Origin of the sequence: Nocardia pneumoniae NBRC 100136 (assembly GCF_000308755.1) — a bacterium.
In the GTDB taxonomy this organism is placed as follows: domain Bacteria; phylum Actinomycetota; class Actinomycetes; order Mycobacteriales; family Mycobacteriaceae; genus Nocardia; species Nocardia pneumoniae.
In genome coordinates, this window is the sequence record NZ_BAGF01000056.1 from 1 (window position 1) to 22830 (window position 22830).

At 66.5% G+C, this 22830-nt stretch carries 24 protein-coding genes; 15 read left to right on the forward strand and 9 right to left on the reverse strand.

What is annotated here, in order from left to right:
* The first annotated feature begins 180 nt into the window (after nt 1-180).
* The 5 genes from ON34_RS17605 (at nt 181) to ON34_RS17625 (ending at nt 3381) form a co-directional block, all read left to right on the forward strand.
* A complete protein-coding gene (locus ON34_RS17605) occupies nt 181-957 on the forward strand; it encodes an ESX secretion-associated protein EspG (RefSeq protein ID WP_040780617.1) in 777 nt (258 codons plus the stop codon).
* Between the two features lie 147 nt (nt 958-1104).
* Nucleotides 1105-1683 (forward strand): hypothetical protein, encoded by a 579-nt coding sequence (locus ON34_RS17610; RefSeq protein ID WP_157172323.1) that lies wholly within the window; start codon nt 1105-1107, stop codon nt 1681-1683.
* Nucleotides 1683-1994, forward strand: a complete 312-nt coding sequence (locus tag ON34_RS17615; RefSeq protein ID WP_040780622.1) for a hypothetical protein — start codon at nt 1683-1685, stop codon at nt 1992-1994. Before ON34_RS17610 ends, ON34_RS17615 begins: the two co-directional genes overlap by 1 nt.
* A gap of 2 nt (nt 1995-1996) precedes the next feature.
* Nucleotides 1997-2842 (forward strand): hypothetical protein, encoded by an 846-nt coding sequence (locus ON34_RS17620; RefSeq protein WP_040780624.1) that lies wholly within the window; start codon nt 1997-1999, stop codon nt 2840-2842.
* Nucleotides 2839-3381, forward strand: a complete 543-nt coding sequence (locus tag ON34_RS17625; RefSeq protein ID WP_157172324.1) for a hypothetical protein — start codon at nt 2839-2841, stop codon at nt 3379-3381. The genes ON34_RS17620 and ON34_RS17625 overlap by 4 nt, the downstream gene beginning before the upstream one ends.
* Before the next feature lie 292 nt (nt 3382-3673).
* Here ON34_RS17625 and ON34_RS17630 read toward each other — a convergent pair whose 3' ends face one another.
* A complete protein-coding gene (locus ON34_RS17630; protein WP_040780627.1) occupies nt 3674-4003 on the reverse strand; it encodes a hypothetical protein in 330 nt (109 codons plus the stop codon).
* Between the two features lie 461 nt (nt 4004-4464).
* Here ON34_RS17630 and ON34_RS17635 point away from each other — a divergent pair, with 461 nt between their 5' ends.
* The 6 genes from ON34_RS17635 (at nt 4465) to ON34_RS17660 (ending at nt 11798) form a co-directional block, all read left to right on the forward strand.
* Nucleotides 4465-4815, forward strand: coding sequence for a hypothetical protein (locus tag ON34_RS17635; protein ID WP_040780628.1), 351 nt, complete (start codon nt 4465-4467; stop codon nt 4813-4815).
* 923 nt (nt 4816-5738) lie between these two features.
* Nucleotides 5739-5960 carry a hypothetical protein gene (locus ON34_RS17640; RefSeq protein WP_040780629.1) on the forward strand — a complete coding sequence of 74 codons (222 nt, stop codon included), beginning with the start codon at nt 5739-5741 and terminating at the stop codon, nt 5958-5960.
* Nucleotides 5957-6394, forward strand: coding sequence for a hypothetical protein (locus ON34_RS17645; RefSeq protein ID WP_157172325.1), 438 nt, complete (start codon nt 5957-5959; stop codon nt 6392-6394). The genes ON34_RS17640 and ON34_RS17645 overlap by 4 nt, the downstream gene beginning before the upstream one ends.
* Complete coding sequence (locus ON34_RS17650) at nt 6391-6696, forward strand: hypothetical protein (RefSeq protein WP_157172326.1); 306 nt, start codon at nt 6391-6393, stop codon at nt 6694-6696. Before ON34_RS17645 ends, ON34_RS17650 begins: the two co-directional genes overlap by 4 nt.
* A gap of 331 nt (nt 6697-7027) precedes the next feature.
* Nucleotides 7028-10717, forward strand: a complete 3690-nt coding sequence (locus ON34_RS34700) for a beta strand repeat-containing protein (RefSeq protein ID WP_083889520.1) — start codon at nt 7028-7030, stop codon at nt 10715-10717.
* Between the two features lie 121 nt (nt 10718-10838).
* Nucleotides 10839-11798, forward strand: a complete 960-nt coding sequence (locus ON34_RS17660) for a hypothetical protein (protein WP_157172327.1) — start codon at nt 10839-10841, stop codon at nt 11796-11798.
* A gap of 126 nt (nt 11799-11924) precedes the next feature.
* On the opposite strand, the gene ON34_RS17665 is transcribed toward ON34_RS17660, so the two are convergent.
* The 5 genes from ON34_RS17665 to dxr form a co-directional block, all read right to left on the reverse strand.
* Nucleotides 11925-13712, reverse strand: coding sequence for a penicillin-binding transpeptidase domain-containing protein (locus ON34_RS17665; protein WP_051022798.1), 1788 nt, complete (start codon nt 13710-13712; stop codon nt 11925-11927).
* 70 nt (nt 13713-13782) lie between these two features.
* Nucleotides 13783-14646, reverse strand: a complete 864-nt coding sequence (locus tag ON34_RS17670) for a GNAT family N-acetyltransferase (protein WP_083889521.1) — start codon at nt 14644-14646, stop codon at nt 13783-13785.
* Between the two features lie 70 nt (nt 14647-14716).
* Nucleotides 14717-15874 (reverse strand): flavodoxin-dependent (E)-4-hydroxy-3-methylbut-2-enyl-diphosphate synthase, encoded by a 1158-nt coding sequence (gene ispG / locus ON34_RS17675; RefSeq protein WP_040780633.1) that lies wholly within the window; start codon nt 15872-15874, stop codon nt 14717-14719.
* Nucleotides 15875-16025: 151 nt separating this feature from the next.
* Nucleotides 16026-17225, reverse strand: coding sequence for a M50 family metallopeptidase (locus ON34_RS17680; protein WP_040780634.1), 1200 nt, complete (start codon nt 17223-17225; stop codon nt 16026-16028).
* A gap of 162 nt (nt 17226-17387) precedes the next feature.
* A complete protein-coding gene (gene dxr / locus ON34_RS17685) occupies nt 17388-18527 on the reverse strand; it encodes a 1-deoxy-D-xylulose-5-phosphate reductoisomerase (protein ID WP_040780635.1) in 1140 nt (379 codons plus the stop codon).
* Nucleotides 18528-18671: 144 nt separating this feature from the next.
* On the opposite strand from dxr, the gene ON34_RS17690 reads away from it, so the two are divergent.
* A complete protein-coding gene (locus ON34_RS17690; protein ID WP_040780636.1) occupies nt 18672-18941 on the forward strand; it encodes a DUF2631 domain-containing protein in 270 nt (89 codons plus the stop codon).
* A 139-nt stretch (nt 18942-19080) separates the two neighbouring features.
* Nucleotides 19081-19395: a hypothetical protein gene (locus ON34_RS17695; protein ID WP_040780637.1), complete on the forward strand. Its 315-nt coding sequence runs from the start codon at nt 19081-19083 to the stop codon at nt 19393-19395.
* A 182-nt stretch (nt 19396-19577) separates the two neighbouring features.
* Here the strand turns inward: ON34_RS17695 and ON34_RS17700 are convergent, their stop codons facing one another.
* From ON34_RS17700 to ON34_RS17710, 3 genes are all read right to left on the reverse strand, one after another.
* Nucleotides 19578-20498 carry a LysR family transcriptional regulator gene (locus ON34_RS17700; protein WP_040780638.1) on the reverse strand — a complete coding sequence of 307 codons (921 nt, stop codon included), beginning with the start codon at nt 20496-20498 and terminating at the stop codon, nt 19578-19580.
* 77 nt (nt 20499-20575) lie between these two features.
* Nucleotides 20576-20845 (reverse strand): hypothetical protein, encoded by a 270-nt coding sequence (locus ON34_RS17705; RefSeq protein WP_040780639.1) that lies wholly within the window; start codon nt 20843-20845, stop codon nt 20576-20578.
* Nucleotides 20842-21396 (reverse strand): RNA polymerase sigma factor, encoded by a 555-nt coding sequence (locus ON34_RS17710; protein WP_040780640.1) that lies wholly within the window; start codon nt 21394-21396, stop codon nt 20842-20844. The genes ON34_RS17705 and ON34_RS17710 overlap by 4 nt, the downstream gene beginning before the upstream one ends.
* Before the next feature lie 339 nt (nt 21397-21735).
* Here ON34_RS17710 and ON34_RS17715 point away from each other — a divergent pair, with 339 nt between their 5' ends.
* The gene (locus ON34_RS17715; protein WP_083889522.1) at nt 21736-22125 is read left to right on the forward strand and encodes a hypothetical protein; all 390 of its coding nucleotides are present in this window, start codon (nt 21736-21738) and stop codon (nt 22123-22125) included.
* Nucleotides 22118-22708 carry a TetR/AcrR family transcriptional regulator gene (locus ON34_RS17720; protein WP_040780642.1) on the forward strand — a complete coding sequence of 197 codons (591 nt, stop codon included), beginning with the start codon at nt 22118-22120 and terminating at the stop codon, nt 22706-22708. The genes ON34_RS17715 and ON34_RS17720 overlap by 8 nt, the downstream gene beginning before the upstream one ends.
* Nucleotides 22709-22830 lie beyond the last annotated feature (122 nt).

The window sequence follows — 22830 nt, forward strand, 5'->3', positions numbered from 1 at the left end:
GGACGGTTTGGCGGCCTGGCGTCGGATCGCCTCGGGCACCGGGGTGCACGTGATCGACATCGGGTGCCAGCAGTCCGGGGTGACCGCATCCAACCTTTCGACTCGGCACACGCCCGCATGCGGGAGTCGCGGGCGTGCAGGACAGCGGGTCGCCTCGGCGCGACCAGATTGGACCATCACATGGCTGAATGGACTTGGGAACCGGACGATTTCGCCGCTCTCTGGTACGGCGACGCCCACGACCGCATTCCCAGCCCATTGCGCTACACCAGCCGCTTCGCCTTCCGCGACGAGTTCGATACCCACCGCGCCGCCATCCGCGAGCGCTACTCCGCCGACGAGCTCGACGAGATCAACGCCGCCCTGCACACCCTGGGCACGTCCGTGCTCCGCATCGAAATCCTCGGCGGCACGTGCAAGCACAAGAACAGCACCGGCCGCGACGACCTACGCGAGTACCGGATCCTCGGCGCCCGCACCGACTACCACGCCGTCGTCCTCAGCCAGGCAGGCAACCGGCACGAGCACAGCCCCATTCGCGTGCGGATGTTCCCCGTCGACCAACTCCCCACTCGCCTGGTGAACGCGATCCCCGCCTGCAAACCCGGCGCCGAACGGCCCGCCACCTTCCACCCCGACGACCTGACCCCGCGCCGCGACACCTACCTCCAGGACAACGCCCGCAACACCCCGCGCGAGCAATACCTGCGCCTCCTCGGCCGCCCAGTCGACGGCGGCGGCACCGCCGTCCTCCTCACCGCCCCCCTGCACACCCACGCCACCCCCGCCAAAGTCCTCCAGTGGCACGACATCTCCAACGACGGCCGTTACACCGAACACCGCACCCACCACATCACCGTCCGCCCCACCACCCCCACCGACCTCACCACCCACTTCACAACCTGGATCGACCAAGCCCTCCACCACCTCCAATCCACCCGCCCCGAAACCTGGTAACAACCCGACGGAACCGAATCCGGCCAGGCGACGTCCAATCAGTAAGGCAGCTGCCACAGGTCAACATTGACGATCGAGGAGAAGGTGCGCAGTAATGGCAATGGAAGACGCGCAGCGTTTCGTTCTGGCTGGTGACAAAGGAATTGCATGACAGAGTGGACTCGTCTTGTCGGTGTGGGACTGTTCACGATGAACCTCGACGAAGGTCGTCTTCCTGTCCAGGTCGATGTGGTCCGCAATCTCCACAACCGCTTGGGCCCACCAGATTTCTCCGCGGCGGCGATGACCGGGTACTACCTGGCACTCTGGCATCATGACGCGCCGATCATCGCGCAGGGAAAATTCGCCGCACTGAGCGCATCCCCTTCCCACCGTGCCCAAATGATCACACTCCTCGACACGCAGTCACTCACCGAATTCGAGGAAGTCGAACGAGCGCTCAGCGGACGTGACGAGTTCATTGGCGAAGGCCCCTGGACCGACTTCGGATCACGTTCCGTCACCGTCGCCGCAAGCCTCTCTCGCATCAGCAGCATCCGCATCGATCCGAGGTGGGCGGCAACGGCGAACCCGTCGGACATCGCCCACGACATCATCGACTGCGCGAATCAGATCCGTCAACAGCGTCCACGCTTCCACGAAGGCGGTTCATGGGCGCACCGCTCCGACGATGAGCTCGAGTTCGAACTCGGCGAATACAAGAACTATCTGATGAGGAATCAATAGTGACCAATTTTTCGGCGGACATGAACCAGCTGGTTTCCGCCGCGAGGGCCTGGCATCGCGCGTCGGACAGCTTGGGCGAGGCCGCACACAAGGCAGATAGCATTCGACACAGCAACAAAGATGTCGTCTGGGCGCTGTTTCAGGAAGCCTGGAATGCTCAGGTTGCAGCCGCACAGTATATGTACGACAGGCTGAGCGAGGGACGCGATGAAACGGAGGCGATTGGAGACGTCCTCGAGCACGTTGCCAACGTATATCTGCAACAGGATCAAAACTTCGCGAACGTGCTGATCAAACTGGACGAAGGATAGTTGTGGGCGCCACCAAAAGTCTCGATGAAATAAACAACGTTCTCGATCAGTTCGCGGACAAGGTAGCGGAAATACGAAGCCAGCCCGCCAAAGTGGAGGTTGCGTTCAATGAAGCAGCAGCGGCGATGGCAATATATGAGGGACAGGCGTTCGGAGGGCCGATCGGCGCAGCTGTCGGAGCCGCGTATGACGCGATCACCCAGGACAACTTCAGTGGCTACATGCAAGATCATAAGGAAGAAATCAAGGACAAGCTCCGAGATCTACTGGATAAGCTGCACGATGCCATCGAAGGTCTACGTGCGCCTATCGCCTTCCTACAGACCAGCGAGGAATGGCTGAAGCTGAAATCCAAGATCGGCGAAGCGCAGAACAACGAAGTAGTCAAGGGCAACGTGCTCGGCTACTGGCAAGGTGGTGCAGCCAATCGATACGGGGCGGCACGCACGCTACAGGACACCGCCATGGATTCGGCCAAAGCAACTTGCGATAAACTGAGCGACTGCCTCGCCGCGATATCGGATTCCGCTTGGGACTTCTACTCCGGCATCCTTCAGGATATCATCGGATTTCTAGCCAGATTCACTGCGGCCGTAACCAAGATCGGTTCATTCTTCGAAACCCCCTGGGGCATTTCCGACGCGATCGACGCGCTTGCCGATATCATCCCGAAAACGATAGCGTATGGAGACAAACTCGTCAAGGCACTCAGTATCCAAAAGCAGAATATCAAGAAAATAACCGACTCCACAGAAAATCCGAAGGGATTTCTCGGCAACCACTGGCCGGAAAGCGCTTCCAAGAGCTTCGACACGCGCGCTCCCGGAACGGAATGGGTAGCGACGTGAAACTGCGGGTAATCACGCCAATTGCGGCAATCACGCTACTTATGTCGGGTTGCAGCCTCTCCCCGAACCCCGATACCGAACAACACACATCAAAGTCGAGCGACCATTCGCTGCAGGAATTGTGCGATTTTCCTAAACAGTTCTTCTCCGCCCGCTATAACACCCGAGAATTGGAAGTCAGCCTGGGCGCTACCAGGCCAATGACCGAGAAAATCGGGGGCGGCAACGGATGTTTCTACGACACACCGGACGGCGAGTTCGTCGGGTACGCTTCTCTGTTTCGGGCGGACCTGGACGCGACGCCGCCGACCACCAAGAATTCCCTGGTCCGCGCCCTGACAGTTGACGGCGTCACCGTTACGGAAACGGTGGAACCCATATCGGAACCCCTGGATCCTGCCACCACGCGCCCACGCTACAAACTGACGGCCAGCATTGGCGGCTGGGATGGCGAGTTAGAGTTCAAGAATGGCGATGACCAGGGCACCCGAGACGGCGCGCAAGTGCTCGTCAATATGATCCGCGCCTTGAAGGGGTGACGACCTGCCCCGCCAAAAGCAGGAAGGAGTGGATCCGGCCGCTGGACCAGCGCCGGACCCATTGCTATCTCACCCACCCCACCGATCTCACCGCCCACTTCACGTGGTGTGCTCGCGTTTGAGCCCAAGGCTCGGCGCGCGTGGACCTGCCCCGGTCCGCCGCAATCGGCGAATCCAGCTTCAACACAACATGGCCCAACGCCACGCATCAGATCGACCAGCACCCGGGTCAGGCGAGCGCGTCGCAGCCCTTCGCCCGAGATCCCGAAGGCTCCTTCGGAATAGCCGACTGTCAGGCCTGCTGATGTGGATGGCGGCGGCGAAGCATCGCGTGGTGGATGAACAACACCTCGACCTGGCGAGTGAAGACAGTAACCAGTTCCCAGCCGAAATGCTGGTCCAAATATTCGATGCACGCTGTCAGAGCCGACAAGGTGCCCTGATAGTCGGCCTGCCGCAGAGGACCCATCACGTCCCCCAAGCCAATACTCCGCTGCGGCTGCGAATAGATGACGAGATACTTGCGTTGATAGGTGCGCATGTCGACAGTGCCATCCAAGATGACCCTGACGTCGAAAACTGGGCCCGGACCGGCCGGGAGCAGTTTGGGCTGACCATTCACCCTCCGACTACTACCCGCACAGGGCTACTGGTACAACTCCCGCGCAGATCTGTATAAGCGTTCCGGTCTCATGACCTCGCGGTTGGCCCGTACCGGCCAGCGTCAGCGACACGTCCGCTATCGCACGTCATCGGGAAGTCCGGCCGGGGTGCACGCCAGGCGTGAATCTGCCTGAGAGCCGCATCGTTCAACCCAGCCCGGCACAGAGCGCAACGCCGCGTCACCACACATGCCAGCGGAAGACTGCGGACGAGCAGCCGAACCGGTTGTGGTGAAGTAAGGTTCCAGATCGGAGAAGGGGGATGTCAATGGGGTATCCACATGGTGGCGTTGGCAGCGAGCTGTCACCGGCAGGGTTGGGTCGCCGAGAACCAGCACCGAGTGGAGCCACCACAATCGGCGCGGCTTCGCTCTCGCTGGGCATCGGGCTGATCTGTTTACTCGGAACCATTTCCGCGGTCATGTACGTATCCGACAACCGGGAGTACCTGTCGGGTGGAATGATCCGGTCGATCGGTTTGGTGGGGGCCGGGGCGGTCCTCTGGTCACTCGGCGCGATCCTGCTGTTCTGTCGCACCACAGCTGGTCGGGTGTTGGTGATCATCGATTCCGGGCTGGGGCTGTTCTACGTCCTTGCCTCCGTCATACGCACGGAAGATCCGATCTTGCTGACGATGGCGACCCCGGTGCTGCCCATTCTCGTTCTTGCCGCCTTGCCGTCGACCGGCCGCTGGATCGCCGCCGAGCCGCGCCGCGAGGGGCCGGTGGCCCCAGGAGGAACCGCTCCTGATGACTCATCGATGGGCAGCTGACGCTGAGCGCGGCTTCAGGAGAACCCGGGTCCTCGTTGGGCCGCGAGCGAAGATGTCGCAGAGGAGTTCTCGGTGCCGATCGCGGCGGTGGTTCGGCTTCGAGGTGGTGTCGGCGGTCGTTCGTTCACCATGACGCGGTGTTCGCTCCGCTCTGCCGATGCGGCTTTTCGCATGGGTGAGGCACCGTGGGGCGGCTCGAGCGACCTTCCATCCCCTTGCCGCAAGGTGCAGGCGCTCAACCGCATTCACGAGAAGACCGCTCCAGCAACGCCCGATGGGCTTTCCGGTCCGAGATGGCACAGCACCGTCAACACCTGGCAACAATCCGGAAACCGGACAAAAACGGATCATGGGACGCGTTGCGTAACTGCAGGTCCCGGGGTGTTAATGGAGGTATATAACCGGGCCACTACCAGAGTCGGGCACCCCCCGGTGTAGAGGAATCAGCAAACGAGGAGGCAGCGTATGCCTACTTTCCTCTCCCCCTCCTCGGGGCAGCACTCGAGGGGTCCCCGTGTCACCGCGACCGGCCGCACCGTAGCCGACCGCTGTCCCCCGGTGCACGCGGACGTGCAGCGTCGCGAATCCTTCTATCCCACAGACGGGTTCGACTAGTTCAGCTGTTCGTCGACGATCCGACCTTATCGAGCTCAACGCCCCCCAGCCGCGAGCGCCGGGGCGAGGTGCAAGGACTTCCAGCCGAACGCGCTGTCGCGGCGCGGAGGCGGGGAGCGCAGTTGTATACGCGGTGATCCACGAACCGCTGAATCACGGCGATATGAGAGCTGGCCTCGGATGGTCAACTTTCGACGAAACCCGCTGACATACAGACCACTCCGGCAAAACGGACTCGGGCAACCGGACACCAACCCGACCACCGGGGAGCTTCCACACAACCCACACAAAAGAGAAAGGGAAAACCGATGAACAAAGTACTCGACATCCTGCGCAGCGAGCCCGTTCGCGCCCTGCTGTACCCGCTACTTGTAGCAATCATCGGGTACGGGGTCACCAAGGGCATCGTCTCGGCCGATGCGTCCGGATTCATCCTCGCCGTTGTCGCGGCGGCACTGGGACTTCCGGCCGTCGAGTCGGCACGCCAGCGGGTGAGCCCAGCGCCGCCGGACAGTGGTGAACCCGCATGAAATCCCCGAAGGCGACGACACGTCACGATCCCTTCGAAGTGGTCCTGTGCGCCGTCTTCGGGGCGTCGGCGCTGTTGCAGGCGTCCTACGGTCCGCCACCGGGTTCCGCCACGGCGAGCATGCCACCGGGATTCCGGGTGCTGTGGCTGAGCCTCATGCTGATCGGCTGCCTCGCGACGCTGGTCGGCGTGTTCGCCCGGCGCGTGTGGGGATACCTGGTCGAGCAAATCGGACTGGGTGCGGTCGGCTGGTCGCTGATGGCATTCGGCGGCCAGCTACTGGTGCTTCAGTTCCAGTATCGAACTCTCAGTCCCGCCACGATTCTCGGCGGGCCGCTGCCTATCGCGCTGGGTCTCGCGTTCCTGTGGAAGCGCCGACAGGTGTTGCGGGACGTGCAGGCCCTGCACGCGGTGAAGATGAAGGAGGAGCCATGACTATGGTCCAGCAGTCGCCGGTGTTCGCGGCGCTAGTGCTGATCGCCAGCTCCTCGGTGCTGTCGGCAATCGTGACGGCATGGTTCAAGCGCGGCGATGTCGACGCCACCATGACCAAGACGAAGGCCGATGCCGCGAAAGTGCTGAGCGACCTTGCCATTTCGCAGACGCAACAGATGTCCGAGCAGATGGGCGAGTTTCGTATGGCGCTACGGGTGCACCGGGAATGGGATCGGAAGATGGTAAACCGGGCACGGAAGGCGGGCCTCGAATTCGAGGACCCGCCTGAACTGTTCCTCTGACTCGATGACAGTACACCTGGGTAAGTCACTGCCGGGGCGGTTTCGGCAAATTTGCCGAACGCTCGCGGCAGTTCACGGTTTCAGCGACCGAACCCGGCGGTCGCATGCCAGTCGAGCGACCGGGAGCTCCGCGAAAATGCCACTGCGGCAACACCAGACGCGCTGGTCACGGGCGACACGCGACCAATCCGAAAACGGACCAAAACGGATTCGATACTCATTGCCGGAGTGCTGGTTCAGGAGTGTTAATGGAAAGTAGCCGGGCCATTGAGCGAGTCGGGCACCCCCCGGTGCAGAAGAACGATCACCACGGCAACGAGGAGGCAGCGCCATGCCTACCATCACTTCCATCTCCCCCACATCAGGGCCCACCACGGGCGGTAACAGTGTGACGATTACCGGCACCGGGTTCACCGGTCCCACGACCGTCAGATTCGGCACTACCGCCACCACTTTCACGATGGACTCCCCCACTCAGATCACGGCGATCGCCCCGGCTGGTTCGCCGGGTACGGTGCAGGTCACCGTGACCACTTCGGAGGGGACCAGTAACGGTGTCTCGTACACCTATCTCGCTGTTCCGTCGCTGAGCAGCGTCAACCCCAGCCAAGGCTCCACCGCGGGCGGCACGACGGTCACGCTGACCGGATCGGGCTTGACCGGTGTCACGGCGGTGAATTTCGGTGCCACACCGGCGACGTCGTTCACGGTCAACTCCGACACCCAGATCACCGCGGTCTCCCCTGCCGGGAGTGGGATCGTGTCGATCACCGTCACCGGACCGGGCGGAACCAGCAACCCGGTCACCTTCGTCTATGTCGTGGTGCCGACCATCACCTCGATCTCCCCCACCGCGGGACCGGCCGCGGGCGGCAATAGTGTCGTGATCACCGGCAGCGGGTTCACCGGCCCATTGACGGTGCGGTTCGGTAACAACGCAACTATTTTCACCGTCAATTCCCCGACGCAGATCACCGCTATCGCGCCACCCGGGTCCGGGACGGTGCAGGTCACGGTGACCGGGTCGGGTGGAACCAGCAACGGTGTCTCCTACACCTATGCCGGGGTTCCCAGCCTGACCAGCGTCTCCCCCAACACCGCCCCGACGACCGGCGGCACGACGGTCGTGCTCACCGGCACCGGCCTGTCCACCGCGACCGCGGTGAATTTCGGTGCCACACCGGCGACGTCGTTCGTCGTGAACTCCGACACCCAGATCACGGCCGTTGTCCCGGCCGGGACGGGTACCGTGCAGGTCACCGTTACCACCGCCGGTGGAACCACCAACGGTGTGCCTCTCACCTACGTCGCAGCACCCACCCTGACGACAGCGGTGCCGAACCTGGGTCCGGTCACCGGCGGCACCACCGTCGTGCTCACCGGCACCAACCTCACCGGCACCACGGCCGTCAACTTCGGTGCCACACCAGCGACCTCGTTCACGGTCAACTCCGCGACCCAGATCACCGCGGTCGCTCCGGCGGGTGTGGCGGGGACGGTGCAGATCACCGCCACCGGCCCAGGCGGAACCAGCAACGGCGTCGCCTACACCTACGTCGCGGTACCCACCCTGACGACCCTGATTCCGAACGTCGGTCCGGTGACCGGCGGCACCACAGTGGTGCTCACGGGAACGGGACTGACGGGAGCGACCGCGGTGAACTTCGGTGCCACACCGGCAGCGTCGTTCGTCGTGAACTCCGCCACCCAGATCACCGCTGTCGCCCCTGCCGGGACGGGAACCGTGCAAGTCACCGCCACGACAGCGGGCGGAACCACCAACGGTCTCGCCTACACCTACGTCGCGGTACCCACCCTGACGACAGCTGTACCGAACCTCGGACCGGTGACCGGCGGAACAACGGTAGTCCTTACCGGAACCGGGCTGACCGGTACCAGCGCGGTGAACTTCGGTGCGACCCCGGCGACCTCGTTCACCGTGAACTCCGACACGCAGATCACCGCCGTGGCTCCCGCGGGGACCGGGACCGTGCAGGTCACCGCCACCACACCCGGCGGAACCACCAACGGCGTGGCGTTCACCTACGTGGCGGTGCCCACCCTGACCACGCTGGTGCCGAGCGCCGGTGTCCAAGCAGGTGGAACAACGGTCGTGCTCACCGGCACGAATCTGACCGGAACCACAGCGGTGAACTTCGGAGCGACACCGGCAGCGTCGTTCACCATCGACTCCGCCACCCAGATCACCGCCGTGTCCCCGGCCGGAACCGGGACGGTGCAGGTCACCGCCACCACCGCAGGCGGAACCAGCAACGGCCTGACCTTCACCTACATTCCGGTACCCGCCGTCACCACGGTGGTGCCGAATACGGGTCCGGCAACCGGCGGCACCACGGTGATCATCACCGGAACGGGTCTGACCGGAGCGACCGCGGTCAACTTCGGTGCCACACCGGCGACCTCGTTCACCGTCGACTCCGCCACGCAGATCACCGCCATCGCCCCCGCGGGAACAGGAACGGTGCAACTGACCGTCACCACCCCCGGCGGGACCAGCAGCGGCGTCGCCTACACCTACATCCCGGTACCCGCACTCACCGCGCTGGTACCGAACGTGGGCCCAGCCGCGGGCGGTACCACGGTCGTGCTCACCGGCACCGGTCTGACCGGAACCACCGCGGTGAACTTCGGCGCCACACCAGCAGCGTCGTTCACCGTCGACTCCGCCACCCAGATCACCGCCGTCGCCCCGGCGGGGACGGGAACCGTGCAAGTCACCGCCACCACCGCGGGCGGAACCAGCAATGGCCTGGCCTTCACCTACGTTCCGATACCGACCCTCACCACGGATGTTCCCAACGTGGGTCCGGTAGCTGGCGGGACGATCGTGGTCCTCACCGGAACAGGGCTGTCCACGACCTCCGCGGTGAACTTCGGTGCCACACCGGCGACCTCGTTCATCGTCAACTCGGACACCCAGATCACCGCCGTCTCCCCGGCCGGGACCGGAACCGTTCAGGTCACCGCCACGACAGCGGGTGGAACCAGCAACGGCGTCGCGTTCACCTACTTCGCCGCGCCCACCCTCACCACGGCGGTACCGAGTCTCGGCTCGGTATCGGGTGGCACGACGGTCGTGCTCACCGGCACGAATCTGACCGGAACCACAGCGGTGAACTTCGGTGCCACACCCGCAACCTCGTTCACCGTCGACTCCGCCACCCAGATCACCGCGGTCGCACCGGCGGGGACCGGAACGGTGGCGATCACCGCAACCACCCCGGGTGGAACCACCAACGGCGTCATCTACACCTTCGTCGACGTGCCCACCCTCACCGCAGCGGTACCGAATGTCGGTCCGGTATCGGGTGGCACGACGGTCGTGCTCACCGGCACGGCGTTGACGGGCGTCACCGCGGTGAACTTCGGTGCCACACCGGCCACCTCGTTCACCGTCGACTCCGCCACCCAGGTCACGGCCGTCGCACCAGCAGGGACCGGGACCGTTCAGGCTACGGTGACCACCGCCGGTGGAACCAGCAACGGCGTCGCCTACACCTACGTCGCGGCGCCCGCCCTCACGCTGGCGGTACCCAACACCGGACCCGCCGCCGGCGGCACCCCAGTGGTCATCACCGGAACGGATCTGACCGGAGCTACCGCGGTGAACTTCGGTGCCACACCGGCGACGTCGTTCACCGTCGACTCGGCCACCCAGATCACGGCCGTCGCTCCGGCGGGGACGGGAACCGTGCAGATCACCACTACGACAGCGGGAGGAACCAGCAACGGCGTCGCGTACACCTACATCGCGGCGCCCGCGCTCACCCTGGCGGTACCCAACACCGGCCCGCAAGCAGGTGGCACGACAGTCGTGATCACCGGCACGGACCTGACGGGAGCCACCGCGGTGAACTTCGGCGCCACACCGGCGGCCTCGTTCACCATCGACTCGGCCACCCAGATCACGGCCGTCTCACCCGCCGGGACGGGAACCGTGCAACTCACCGTCACGACCTCTGGAGGAACGAGTAATGGACTCAGCTTCATCTATGTTTAACGGCTGATCCGGCTGGGCCGTCGGCAGGCTAGTGCCGACGGCCCAGTTTCGTTGCGGTTGAGCGAATACAACAGAGCCTTCGTCACCGTGGACGGGGGCTGCAGGGGTAAGGGGGTTTTCGTTGGCGACCGTACTCAAGATGCTGCTGGCGGAGCGGCATCTCAAAAGTCATCCGGATTTCCTGGTCGCGTACGACCGGTGCGCGGCGCAGCTCGACCCACCCATTCCGCCGGGGCATGGGCCGGCGAAGGCGCAGTACTACCAGTGGTTGTCGGGTCGTATGGTCGGGCTTCCGCGCGACTATCACTGCCGGGTGCTGGAGCGAATGTTCCCGGGCTGGACGGTTGAAGGATTGTTTCAGATGGCCAATTCCACACCGGTCGACCCACGAGCGCAGGAGGCTGGGACCGACATCTTGCTCGAGGCGTTTCTCGGGGCCGAGATGACCACCAGGGGAACCACTCTGGTGTACCCGAGACTCGAGCTGACCAGGCCATCGGTGGACGCACTGGAGGCGGCGGGCATCTCCCGTCCCTTCGGGAAGCCGACCGGTGCCGACGTCCCGTCCGTCGTGACGGAGAACGATGTCCGCGGACTGCTGTATGTGTTCTCCTTGCTCCAACGCCACACCAGCATTCGAGCCGATGTCCGCAGCGACCGCGACATCGTCGCCCGCTCCGACCGGCCCTACATCAGTTTCGGGCTGAGCGGCAACGACTGTACCCATCTGTATCTCGAGACCGTCGAGCGTCCGCTGTTCACCATCCGGAACACCGCGGGCGCGGACGGCTCTCGTTCGGTGCATCTGCGGTTGAGCGACGGCAGCGAATACGACTCGAACGACGACCGCAACATCGGCGTCATCGCGCGGGTGCGGCCGAGCCCGGAGGCGCACCCGGACCGATATTGGATCTATTGCGGGGGTCTGGGTCCGCATGGCACCGCCGGAGCCGGTTGGTATCTCGCCACATCATGGAGTCCGCTTCAGCAGCGTGCCGCTGATCGCGAGTTCGTCGCGGTCATCGGCGTCGACGAGTACTCCGACCGGACGACCAGTTTGGAGCATCTGCTGATCGCATAGGCACGACGAAGGGCACCCCCGTGAAGTATCGGTCGACTATGGTTGCCGTGGCGCGGTTCTCGCTGGACCGCCCACGGCGCCGTGAGCGTCTGTGCTGGGTTGTTCCGGTGTGGGAACGCAAACGCTTCAGTACCCGGCGGGCAATGCCGCGAACATATCTCGCGTCACGGCGACGGCATTGTCGGAACTACCACCTCTGACCAGCAGCGTGGCGAACGCGATGTCACCGCGGAACCCGACGAACCAGGAGTGTGAACCGCCCTCGACTTCGGCCTCACCCGTCTTGCCGTACACCTCGCCCTGATCGGCGATCCGCTCGGCGGTGCCGCCGGTGACCACTTTGCGCATCATCAGGCGTAGCCCTTCGATCACGTCAGGGGCGAGCGCGGGGCGGTCGCCGTCGATCCGGGTGGGCCGTCCCGCGATCAGATACGGCACGGGCGCGGAGCCGCGCGCGATGGTGGCCGCCATGAGCGCCATCCCGAATGGACTGACCACGACTTTGCCCTGGCCGAGGCCGTCCTCGGTGCGCTGGACCAGATCGCCTGCTGGCGGCACCGACCCGGATGCCGTCGGCAGCCCGACCACCGAATAGCCCGGCCCCACGCCCAGTTTCGCGGCGGCGTCGTGCAGCGCGGGGCCGGGCAGCTCACTGGCGAGTTTGGCGAACGACGTGTTACAGGATCGCTCGTACGCCGTGGTCATCGGCACGTTGCCGACCGTGAACAGGTTGTAGTTGGGGATGGTGCGTTCGCCGATGATGATGCGGCTAGGGCACGGCAGCACCGTGTCGGGGGTCGCGAGGCCGTTCGACATCGCCGCGGCCGCGGTGACCGTCTTGAACACCGAACCGGGCGGGTACTGGCCGGTCGTCGCGATCGGACCGTCCCGGTCGGCGGCCTTGTTCTGCGCCACCGCCAGGATCGCGCCGGTGGACGGACGCAGCACCACCATCATGGTCTGCTCGGTGCGCGCGTCCACGGCGTGCTGCGCGGCGTTCTGCACAGTGCGGTCGACGCTGAGCGAGAACGACGGCGCGGGTTGGGACGGCACTTCGATGAGCACGTCGGTGTCGGCGCCGTTGGCGTTCATGGTGACCACGCTCCAGCCCGCCTTGCCGTCCACCTCCGCGATCACGGTCTTGCGAATCTGGGCGAGCAGATCCGGCGCGAAATCGCGGTCGGTGGCGACCAGGTCCCACTGCTGGGTCAGCGTGACACCGGGCAGGCCGATGAGATCGGTGGTCACTTGGCCGGATTCGTTCTCGTTGAGCAGCGCCACGGTGTAGGCGCCGGTAGCGGCCTTCGCCGCGTCGAGGATCGACTGTGGAGTCAGCGATTTGTCGAAGCGGTTCAGTGCCGCGGCCAGGGTCGTGGCCACCGCCGCGGCATCGGGCGCTTGCGCCGCGGCGAACGCGACCCGCGACACCTTGCCCGGCACCAGCACGTCACTGCCGGACTGCTCGTTGACCCGCGCCCGTGGCGGCGGATTGGATCGCAACGCCATGGTCTGGGTGTCGCCGAGCCGGGGATGGATGTTGGCGGAGGTCCAGCGGACCATCCAGCGCCCGTTGCTGCGGCCCATCTGCAACTGGCCCGAGTAGCTCCACGTCCGCTTCTTGGGCAACCGCCACTCGTAGGTGTAGTCGACGGTCGCGGTGTCGCCGGTGACCCGTGCCGCGCCGGTGCGTGCGGTGAGCTGTTCGGCCTGCAACTGGTCCCAGGCCGAACGCAATGCGTCGGTTGCCTTCTCGGGCAGATTGGTGAGTTCGGCGGCGGCGGCCACGCGATGGTCGGCGAATGCCTTGACGAACGCGTCCGCGGCGGGCACCGGACCCTGCGCCTGGCTCGCGCACCCCGCGGCGGCCACCGCGGTCACCGCGAGGGCGAGCGAAAGCAGCATCCGAGTCGGCATCGGCACCGATGGTAGTGGCCATCGGCAGGCAAACGCCTGCGGCACTCCGGAATTCACCACGGATGCGCGGTCAGTCGACGAGGACGGTGGCGAAGGTCGCGATCTGCCGGAACCCGACCCGGCTGTAGGCGCGGCGAGCGATCCGGTTGTAGTCGTTCACATACAGGCTGGCGATGCGGCCGGAGGCGACCACCGCGCTCGCGATCGCCGCGGTGCCCGCGGTGCCGCGGCCCTTCCCCCGATGCTCCGGATGCACCCAGACCCCTTGGATCTGGCCGGTGCGCCGGGACAGCGAGCCCACCTCGGCCTTGAAGACGACTTCCCCGTCCTCGAAACGGGCCCAGGCGCGACCGGATTCGATGAGGCTCTGGATGCGGCGGCGGTAGCCGCGCCCGCCGTCGCCCGCGCGGGGATCGACACCGACCTCCTCGATGAACATCGCGATCGCGGCCGAGAGGTAGCGCTCGAGCTCGGCCGGACGGACCCGGCGAACCGCCGGGTCGGGTGTGGCCAGCGGCGGCTGGGAGAGCGCGAGCAGTGGTTGTTCGCCGCGCAGTTCCCGTTCGGGGCCCCAGTGCACGGCCAGCATCTCCCACAGCGGCAACGCCAGCTCCCTGCGGCCCACCACCGAGGAGCAGATACGCGGCCAGCGGACCGCCCGGTCGGCGAACGCGCGCAGCGCGTCTCGGTCACCCAGTAGCGGCACCAGGTTCGCACCCGAGAAGCACAGCGACTCCGCCGGACCACTCCGGGTCCACAGCTCGCCCTGGCCACACCGGGTGTCCAGACCGAACTCCTGTAGTCGGGCGGCGACCATGCAGGAGGCCACCGGATCGGCGTCCAGTACCCGCAGGACGTGCGCCAGGTCCCGATTCGCGAGCTGCCGCGCAGGGGCGTGTTTGGCCCGTCGCGCCGGCTCCAGCAGACTCCGCACGGTGACAGCCTGCCACGAACCGGCGCCATACGGTATGGCTATGCCGAAAGCCCAGGTGGGCGCGTTTCGCTCAGCTGACCGTGACGACCGGTTCGCCGGTTCCCGCGCTCTCGCCCATCTCCTCGGCGATGCGCATCGCCTCTTCGATGAGCGTTTCGACGATCTGCGCCTCCGGGACGGTCTTGATGACCTCGCCCTTGACGAAGATCTGGCCCTTGCCGTTGCCGGAGGCCACACCCAGGTCGGCTTCGCGTGCCTCGCCGGGCCCGTTCACGACGCAGCCCATGACGGCCACGCGCAGCGGCACCTCCATGCCCTCCAGGCCCGCGGTCACCTCGTTGGCCAGGGTGTACACATCGACCTGCGCGCGCCCGCAGGACGGGCACGACACGATCTCCAGCTTGCGCGGGCGCAGGTTCAGCGACTGCAGGATCTGCCCGCCGACCTTGACCTCCTCGGCGGGCGGCGCCGACAGCGACACCCGGATGGTGTCGCCGATGCCCTCGCTGAGCAGCGCGCCGAACGCGACCGCGGACTTGATCGTGCCCTGGAACGCCGGACCGGCCTCGGTGACACCCAGGTGCAGCGGGTAGTCGCACTGCGCGGCCAGCTGGCGGTAGGCCTCCACCATGATCACCGGATCGTTGTGCTTGACCGAGATCTTGATGTCGCCGAACCCGTGCTCCTCGAACAGGCTCGCCTCCCACAGCGCCGACTCCACCAGCGCCTCCGGCGTGGCCTTGCCGTACTTCTCCATCATCCGCTTGTCCAGCGAACCGGCGTTCACGCCGATGCGGATCGGAATTCCCGCGGCGCCCGCGGCCTTGGCGACCTCCTTGACCCGGCCGTCGAACTCCTTGATGTTGCCGGGGTTGACCCGGACCGCGGCGCACCCGGCGTCGATCGCGGCGAAGATGTAGCGCGGCTGGAAATGGATGTCGGCGATCACCGGAATCTGGGATTTCCGCGCGATCGTGGCCAGTGCGTCCGCGTCCTCCTGACGCGGGCAGGCCACCCGCACGATGTCGCAGCCCGACGCGGTCAGCTCCGCGATCTGCTGCAAGGTGGCGTTCACATCGTGCGTCTTGGTCGTGGTCATGGACTGCACCGAGATCGGGTGATCACTGCCCACCCCGACATTGCCCACCATCAGCTGGCGGGTTTTGCGCCGGGGAGCGAGCACGGCCGCGGGAGCGGTCGGCATCCCCAATCCGATTGTGCTGGTCACCTTCGGCTGCCTACTTTCGTCGTGTCCGGCCCGTTCGGTGCCGAGTCTAGCCTTGGCGCACCACAGCCACCCTGTGACAGCAGCGACAACGCTTCCCCGGCCGACCCGACAGACTACGTCGTCAACCGCGTCGCCCGGCCGTCGCCCCCGGTCAGAACAGCCTGATCGGATTGACGATGTCGGCGGCCAGGGTGAGCAGCATGTACGCGCCGCCGATCACGACGAACACGTAGGTCACCGGCAGCAGCTTCATGTAGTTCACCGGCGCACCGGGCGCCAGGCCCTTCCAGCCGCGGATGGTGTTGCGGATCTTCTCGTAGATCACCACCGCGATATGGCCGCCGTCCAGCGGCAGCAGCGGCAGCAGGTTGAAGACGCCGAGGAAGAAGTTCAGGCTGGCCAGCACCAGGATGAAAATGTTCCACAAGCCGCGTTCGGCGGTCTCGCCGCCGATCTTGCTGGCGCCGTACACGCTGACCGGGGTCTCCGGATCACGCTCACCGCCGGTGACCGCCACCCACAGCGAGGAGACCTTGGCGGGCATCTGGGTCAGCGAGTCCACGGTGCGCACGAACATGTCCCCGGTGAACGCGCCCGCGGCGGGAATCGCGGCCAGCACGTTGTACTGCACAGGTTCGTAGCGATCCGGCGCCACGCCGACGGCGCCGACCTCGCGTCCCGCGCCTCCGTCCTCGGGGTAGCGCATGACCCGCTCCGGGGTGACCGGAATCGTGAGGGTCTGGCCGTCACGCTCGACGAGGTAGCTGAACGGGCCAGTCTGCTTCTGGGTCTCGGCCTGGAATTCCCGCCAGGTGTCCACCTTGACGCCGTTCACTTCCTTGACGATGTCGCCACGTCGCAATCCGGCGCGCTGCGCGGGGCCGGTTCCGGTGCACGGCTCGGTCGAACCGTCCGGGTTCTGCTGCGGCACGCAGCTCATCGGGCCGAGCGCGGTGGCGGGCGGCTCGGTCAGGTTCGGCAGGCCCCAGCCGACGGCGAGCACCACGATCAGGAGGAAACCGAGCACGAAGTTCATCGCGATGCCGCCGGACATGACCAGCAGCCGCTTCCAGGTGGCCTGGCGGTACATGGCGCGGTCGAGTTCCTCCGGGCGCAGCTCGTCCAGCGCCGTCATGCCCGCGATGTCGCAGAAGCCGCCGAGCGGGAGCGCCTTCAGGCCGTATTCGGTCTCGCCGCGGCGGAACGAGAAGATGCGCGGGCCGAAGCCGATGAAATACCGCCGGACCTTCATTCCGGTCGCCTGGGCGGTCCACATGTGCCCACATTCGTGCAGCGCGATCGACAGCGTGATGCCGAGCGCGAACAGCACGAATCCCAACGCGAACACCATTTGCTCTACAGCCCTCCTGCGTTTGCGCAGCTCGAATATCCCGCACGCACGCGTCCGCTCCTGGCCGCGAGCACTCTGATCACCCTAACCGGACAACGGCCGACCCGGTGTCTTCAGTGTGCCAGGACGCGGTCGCGGCGCGCGTCCGATCCGGCCGCCCGGTCAGCCGCGGACCCGGGCGGCGGCGAATTCCCTGGCCCAGGAGTCGGCGGCGAGGACCTCGTCGAGCGAGTCCGGCTCGGTGCGCCACTGCTCGGCCGCTTCCACCGCGGCGGCGACCGTCCGCACGATATCCGGGAAGCGGATGGCGCCGTCGAGGAAGGCTTGCACCGCCACCTCGTTCGCGGCGTTGTAGACCGCGGTGACGCTGCCGCCCGCCTGCCCGGCCGCGCGGGCCAGCTCGACGGCCGGGAAGACCTCGTTGTCGACCGGCTCGAACGTCCAGGTGGACGCGGTGCTGAAATCGCACGCCGCGGCGGCGCCGGGCACTCGGTCCGGCCACCCGAGGGCCAGCGCGATGGGGAGCTTCATATCCGGTGGGCTGGCCTGGGCCAGCGTGGAGCCGTCGGTGAAGGTGACCATCGAGTGCACGATCGATTGCGGGTGCACGGTGACGTCGATGCGGTCGTAGGGGATCCCGAACAGCAGGTGCGTCTCGATCAGCTCCAGCCCCTTGTTCACCAGCGAGGCCGAGTTCAGCGTGTTCATCAGGCCCATCGACCAGGTGGGATGCGCCTTGGCCTCGGCGGGATCGACCGATTCGAGCATTTCCGCCGTCCAGCCCCGGAACGGGCCGCCGGACGCGGTCAGCACCAGCCGATCGACCTCGTCGGCGCGACCCCCGCGCAGGCACTGCGCCAGCGCGGAATGCTCCGAGTCGACCGGGACGATCTGGCCGGGGGCGGCGGCGCGCGTGACCAGGGAACCGCCCGCGACCAGGGATTCCTTGTTCGCCAGGGCCAGACGGGTGCCCGATTGCAAGGTGGCGAGGGTCGGCTCCAGCCCCAGCGAGCCGACCAGGGCGTTGAGCACGACGTCCGCCTCGGTGTGGCGCACCAGCTCGGTCACCGCGCCCGGACCGCCCAGCGGCAGGTCCAGCTGCCGCGCGGCGGACGGATCGGCGACGGCGACGTTGCGCGTGCCGGTGGCGGCCATCTGGGCGGCGAGCAACTCGGTGTTGCCGCCGCGCGCCGCGAGCCCGACCACCTCGAAGCGGTCGGGATTGGCGGCGATCACCTCGAGCGCTTGGGTACCGATGGATCCGGTGCTGCCCAGCAGCAGGACTCTGACGATGTCGGACACGACCTCATTCTGTCCTACCGCTGAGAACCCGTTCGACCGGCGCGGGGTGACTTACAACGACGCACCGTCGTATGTCACGATATGCGGCAGTAGCTCATCGAGTGCGTACCGATTCCCGGTACAGGAAACAGCTAAGGAGCGATCGTGGCCGCCACGGAACTCGAACACGCCGACACCGAGCGCGGCATCGTCACTCGCGTGGATCCTGCCGAAGTTCCCTCCGCTGCCTGGGGTTGGAGCGGCGAGTCGCGTCGTACCTTCCGGATCGCGGGCTGGATCGTCGCGCTGATCCTGCTGGCCATGCTGGTCGGCAACCACAGCGGCCGGATCGAGAACATCTTCCTCATCGGCTTCTCCGCCGCGATCGTCGGCATCCTGATCCGCGACTCCTGGTTGCGGCGCAAGCCGCGCTAGTTTCGGGGTACGAATAGTCTTCTGTCGCAATTTCATTCGTCCGATACCGACGGCCGTGTCCGGTACCGTGTGCGTCCGGGGTCCGCGTCCCGACCGGGCCGCTGACCCCGGTTTCGGTACCCACGATCCTTAGGACGCAATGATCAAGACCTGTTCCGTCGCACTGCTGTCGGCAAGCGCCATCGGCTCCCTGCTCCTGCTGCCCGCGGCGCCCGCCCACGCCCAGTCACCGGCCTGCGGGGCGGCCATCGACGCCATCAACGCCGCCATCGACGAGTCCGGCGGCAACCTGGACCCGACCGTGCAGCAGTCCCTCGCCGCCAAGCTCTCGGCCATCAATGCCGAAGGCGCGGAGAAGGACGCCATCACCGCGTACGCGCGCGCCCTCACCGACGACAACGTCTCGAGCATGGACGGCGCGACCAACGAGCTCAACCGGGTCTGCAAGGGTTGATCGACAGGCGGCGCGGACCCTTCTGGTCCGCGCCGCGGTTCGGAGCGTTTCCTCGCGCGCCAGCGGACTCGCGCGTCACTTCGCCAGGAGTCCGAGAGGCGGGCGGGCATCTCGGGCAGCGGTAAGGCTGGGTCGCCGACCCCGTGTCGTATTCCGAGCGACCAGCGGCCGAGGCGGTACGGCTACCGGCCGCGTCGCCGGGTGGGCTTCTTCTTCGCCGGATTCGGACGCCCGCCCGTGCGTTCGGCCGGAGACTTTTTCCGCGGCTGCGCGTTCGTCGCGCGGGCCGGAGCGCGCGAGCTGCGCTCGGACCGGCCGCGCACCACGCCGATGAAATCCTCGACCAACTCCGTGGTGCGGTCGGCGGGCCAGGCCAGAGCGATCTCGGTCTCCGCTACATCGACCAGCGTGCGGTAGACGAGGTCGCGGCGATGGTGCAGACGAGCGAGCGAGTGCGGCACGATGGCCGCACCACCCGCCGCGGCGACCAGTTCCAGCGCTGCGCCGACCGTGTCGATATCCGAGGTGTCCTGAAGGTGCTCATCGGCCAGGTCCGCTCTGCGCACCTCGTCGAACACCGAGATCGGATGGTCCTTCTGCACCACCGCGACCGGGACCTCCCGGTAGAGCGGAATGAGGCTCATGCCCTCGCGGTCGATCGGCAACCGGACGAAGCACATGTCGACCCGTCCCTCGCGCAATGCCGACTCTTGGTCGGCCTGCGCCAGCGGGATGACCTCGAGCGGCATCTCAGGGAAACGCTCGCCCCAGATTCTCGTCCACTTGGAGACGGTGACACCGGGCACGAAGCCCACGCGGAGCACCGCGGGCGACCGCGGCTGCTCATCGGCCGCCGACTCCGCACGCGCGATGATCTCCCGCGCCCGCTCCAGCAATTCGCGCCCGTCATCGGTCAACTGCGTCGGCTGCGCGCCGGGCACGAAAAGCTTTGTCCCCAGCTCGTTCTCCAAGTCGATGACGCAGTGGCTGAGCTTCTGGCGCGAGATGTGCAGCGCCTTCGCCGCACGCGCGAAATGCAACTCCTCCGCGACCGCGACGAACCAGCGCAGGCGCACCACGTCGATCGACTCCAACCCGCTCACTCCTGGAAGCGTAGGCCACCGTCGACCGGGAACGCCCGCGCCACCGGGTCGGCCGCCCGGAGCGTCCGCCGAGCCGACTAGTGCGGCCGGTTTCCGCTGTCGACCAGCGTGCAGTGTCCGTCGACGCAGGACCGGCGCAGACGGCCACGCGAGATGGTCTGGACCAGTCCGATGGCCCAGCAGGTCGGGCAGCCGCGCAGCGCGACCATTCCGACCGGCACCAGCAGCAAACTCACGAACCCGACCAGCGGATACAGCGCGAACGCCGCTACCACCGCGCCGAATCCGGCCAGCCCGCGCAACAGGTGGCGCGGCAGGGACGCACTGGCGAAGCCACGCTCGGTCACGACGGCTCCTCGCCCGGCTCGGACACGTCCCGCAGGCTGTGCTGGACCGCGGCCCTGGCCCGGTGCAGCCGCGACTTCATGGCCGCGGTACTCAGGCCGAGCAAATCGGCCACCATCGGTCCGCTGTAGCCCTGAACGTCACGCATGATCAGCACCCGCCGCTGGTCGTCGGGCAGCGCCGCGATGGCAGCGGCCACCCGCTCGGTCTCCCAGGCGCGGATGGCTTGCTCCTCGGCGGAGGACACGGCGCAGTCCGGCGGGGACTCGATCTGCCGAGTGCGCAGCCGCAGCTGCCGCAGGCATTCGTTGCGGACGATGCGGAACATCCACGAGACCAGCGCGCCCGAGGCGCGTAAGGTGCCGATCTTGCGATACAGGACGATCAACGCCTCCTGCGCGGCGTCCTCGGCGTCCTCCGGTGTGGCACACAGCGAGTAGGCGAATCGGCGCACGTGCGGATGCGATCCGGACACCAGCGCGGCGATCGACCCGATGTCACCGTCGCGCGCCGAAGCGACCAACTCCGCGTCCGGCCAGATCGTCTCAACCACGGGTCCGTCCCTTCCTGCGCAACACGGCGATACTGCACGCGCACACCAGTACAACACCCACGACAACGGCGGCAATGATCACGACGACCTCCTATCCCGTGCCAGCCGACTGCCGACACGACTATCAGAGGCGCGAAATCCCGAAAGGATTCACATCTGGCCAGCCAGTCGCACGGCGACCACCGAGCGAGCGGTGATTCGAATCATGTCCTGCGGCCTTCCAGCGTTCTAGAAGGAATGCTCTAATGTGGTTCTAGAGGTTGTTCTCTAAAATCCGGGAGGTGCTGCCGCATGGCCGCGACAGGTGGGCAAAGCCGCAGAGGCGCAGGGAATTTCGTCATGGCGGTCACCATCGTGAGCGCGTCCACGATGGTCGGCTTCGGGGCGTGGATGCGGGCGGATCCCGCCGGATTCGCCCGATGGGCGAACTGGCCGAACCACGTGCACTTCCTGCACGATGCCGGTGTCTTCCAGCTCGGTATCGGGTTGATGATGCTGTGCGCACTGTGGTGGCGCGATGCCCTCGCGGTCGCACTGGCCGGATTCTTGTTCGCCAACACCTTCCATGCGATCAACCACGCCCTCGACCGTGATCTGGGCGGGAACGACTCCGATCCCTGGGCGCTCGGGCTCGTCTCCGTACTCGCCGCGGCCGGTCTGCTGGGGCGGCTGCGCATCCTGCGGTCACAGCGGAGAAACACCGTCCTCCGGACGGACTCGCATGGGTAGACCGCCGAGGCATGACGTGGACGGCCTGCTCGACGCTGCCGCCGAACTGGCCGCCGCGTCCGGGCCGGGCAATGTCACGATGACGGCGGTGGCACGTCTCGCCGGGGCGCCGAGCGGCTCGGTCTACCATCGCTTCCCGAATCGACCGGCCCTGCTGGCGGCGCTGTGGCTGCGCGCGCTCGATCGCTTTCACGAAGGATTCCTCGTCGCCATCGACGCCGCCGACGCGCATGCGGCCGCTGAGGCGGGCGCCCGGCACATCGTCGCATGGTGCCGCGAGAACCCGCTCGATGCCGCCATCCTGTTGTACGGCTCCGCCGACTTCGAGGAATCCCACTGGCCGCAAGAGCAGCAACAGCGGTTGCGGCGCGCGAATCGCCGCGCCATGCACGGCGTGCGCGATCTCACGCGGCGCCTCGGCCTCGACGACAGCCGAGGCCGGGAGCTCGTCACGATGGTGGTGCTGGACCTGCCGTACTCGGCCGTGCGTCGGCACCTGCGGTCCGGCACCCCCATTCCGCGGTACGCCGAGGACTTGGCCGCGGAATCGGCCGGAACCGTGCTGCGCAACCACACCGGGTGAACATCCCGGTCCCGGCCGCGCCGGTGCCGGGTCAGGCTTCGGCGGCGAGCTGCCCGCAGGCGGCGGCGATCTCCTGACACGGGGCGATGCTGCCGCAGCCACGGCTTCGTTTTCTGCTCGCG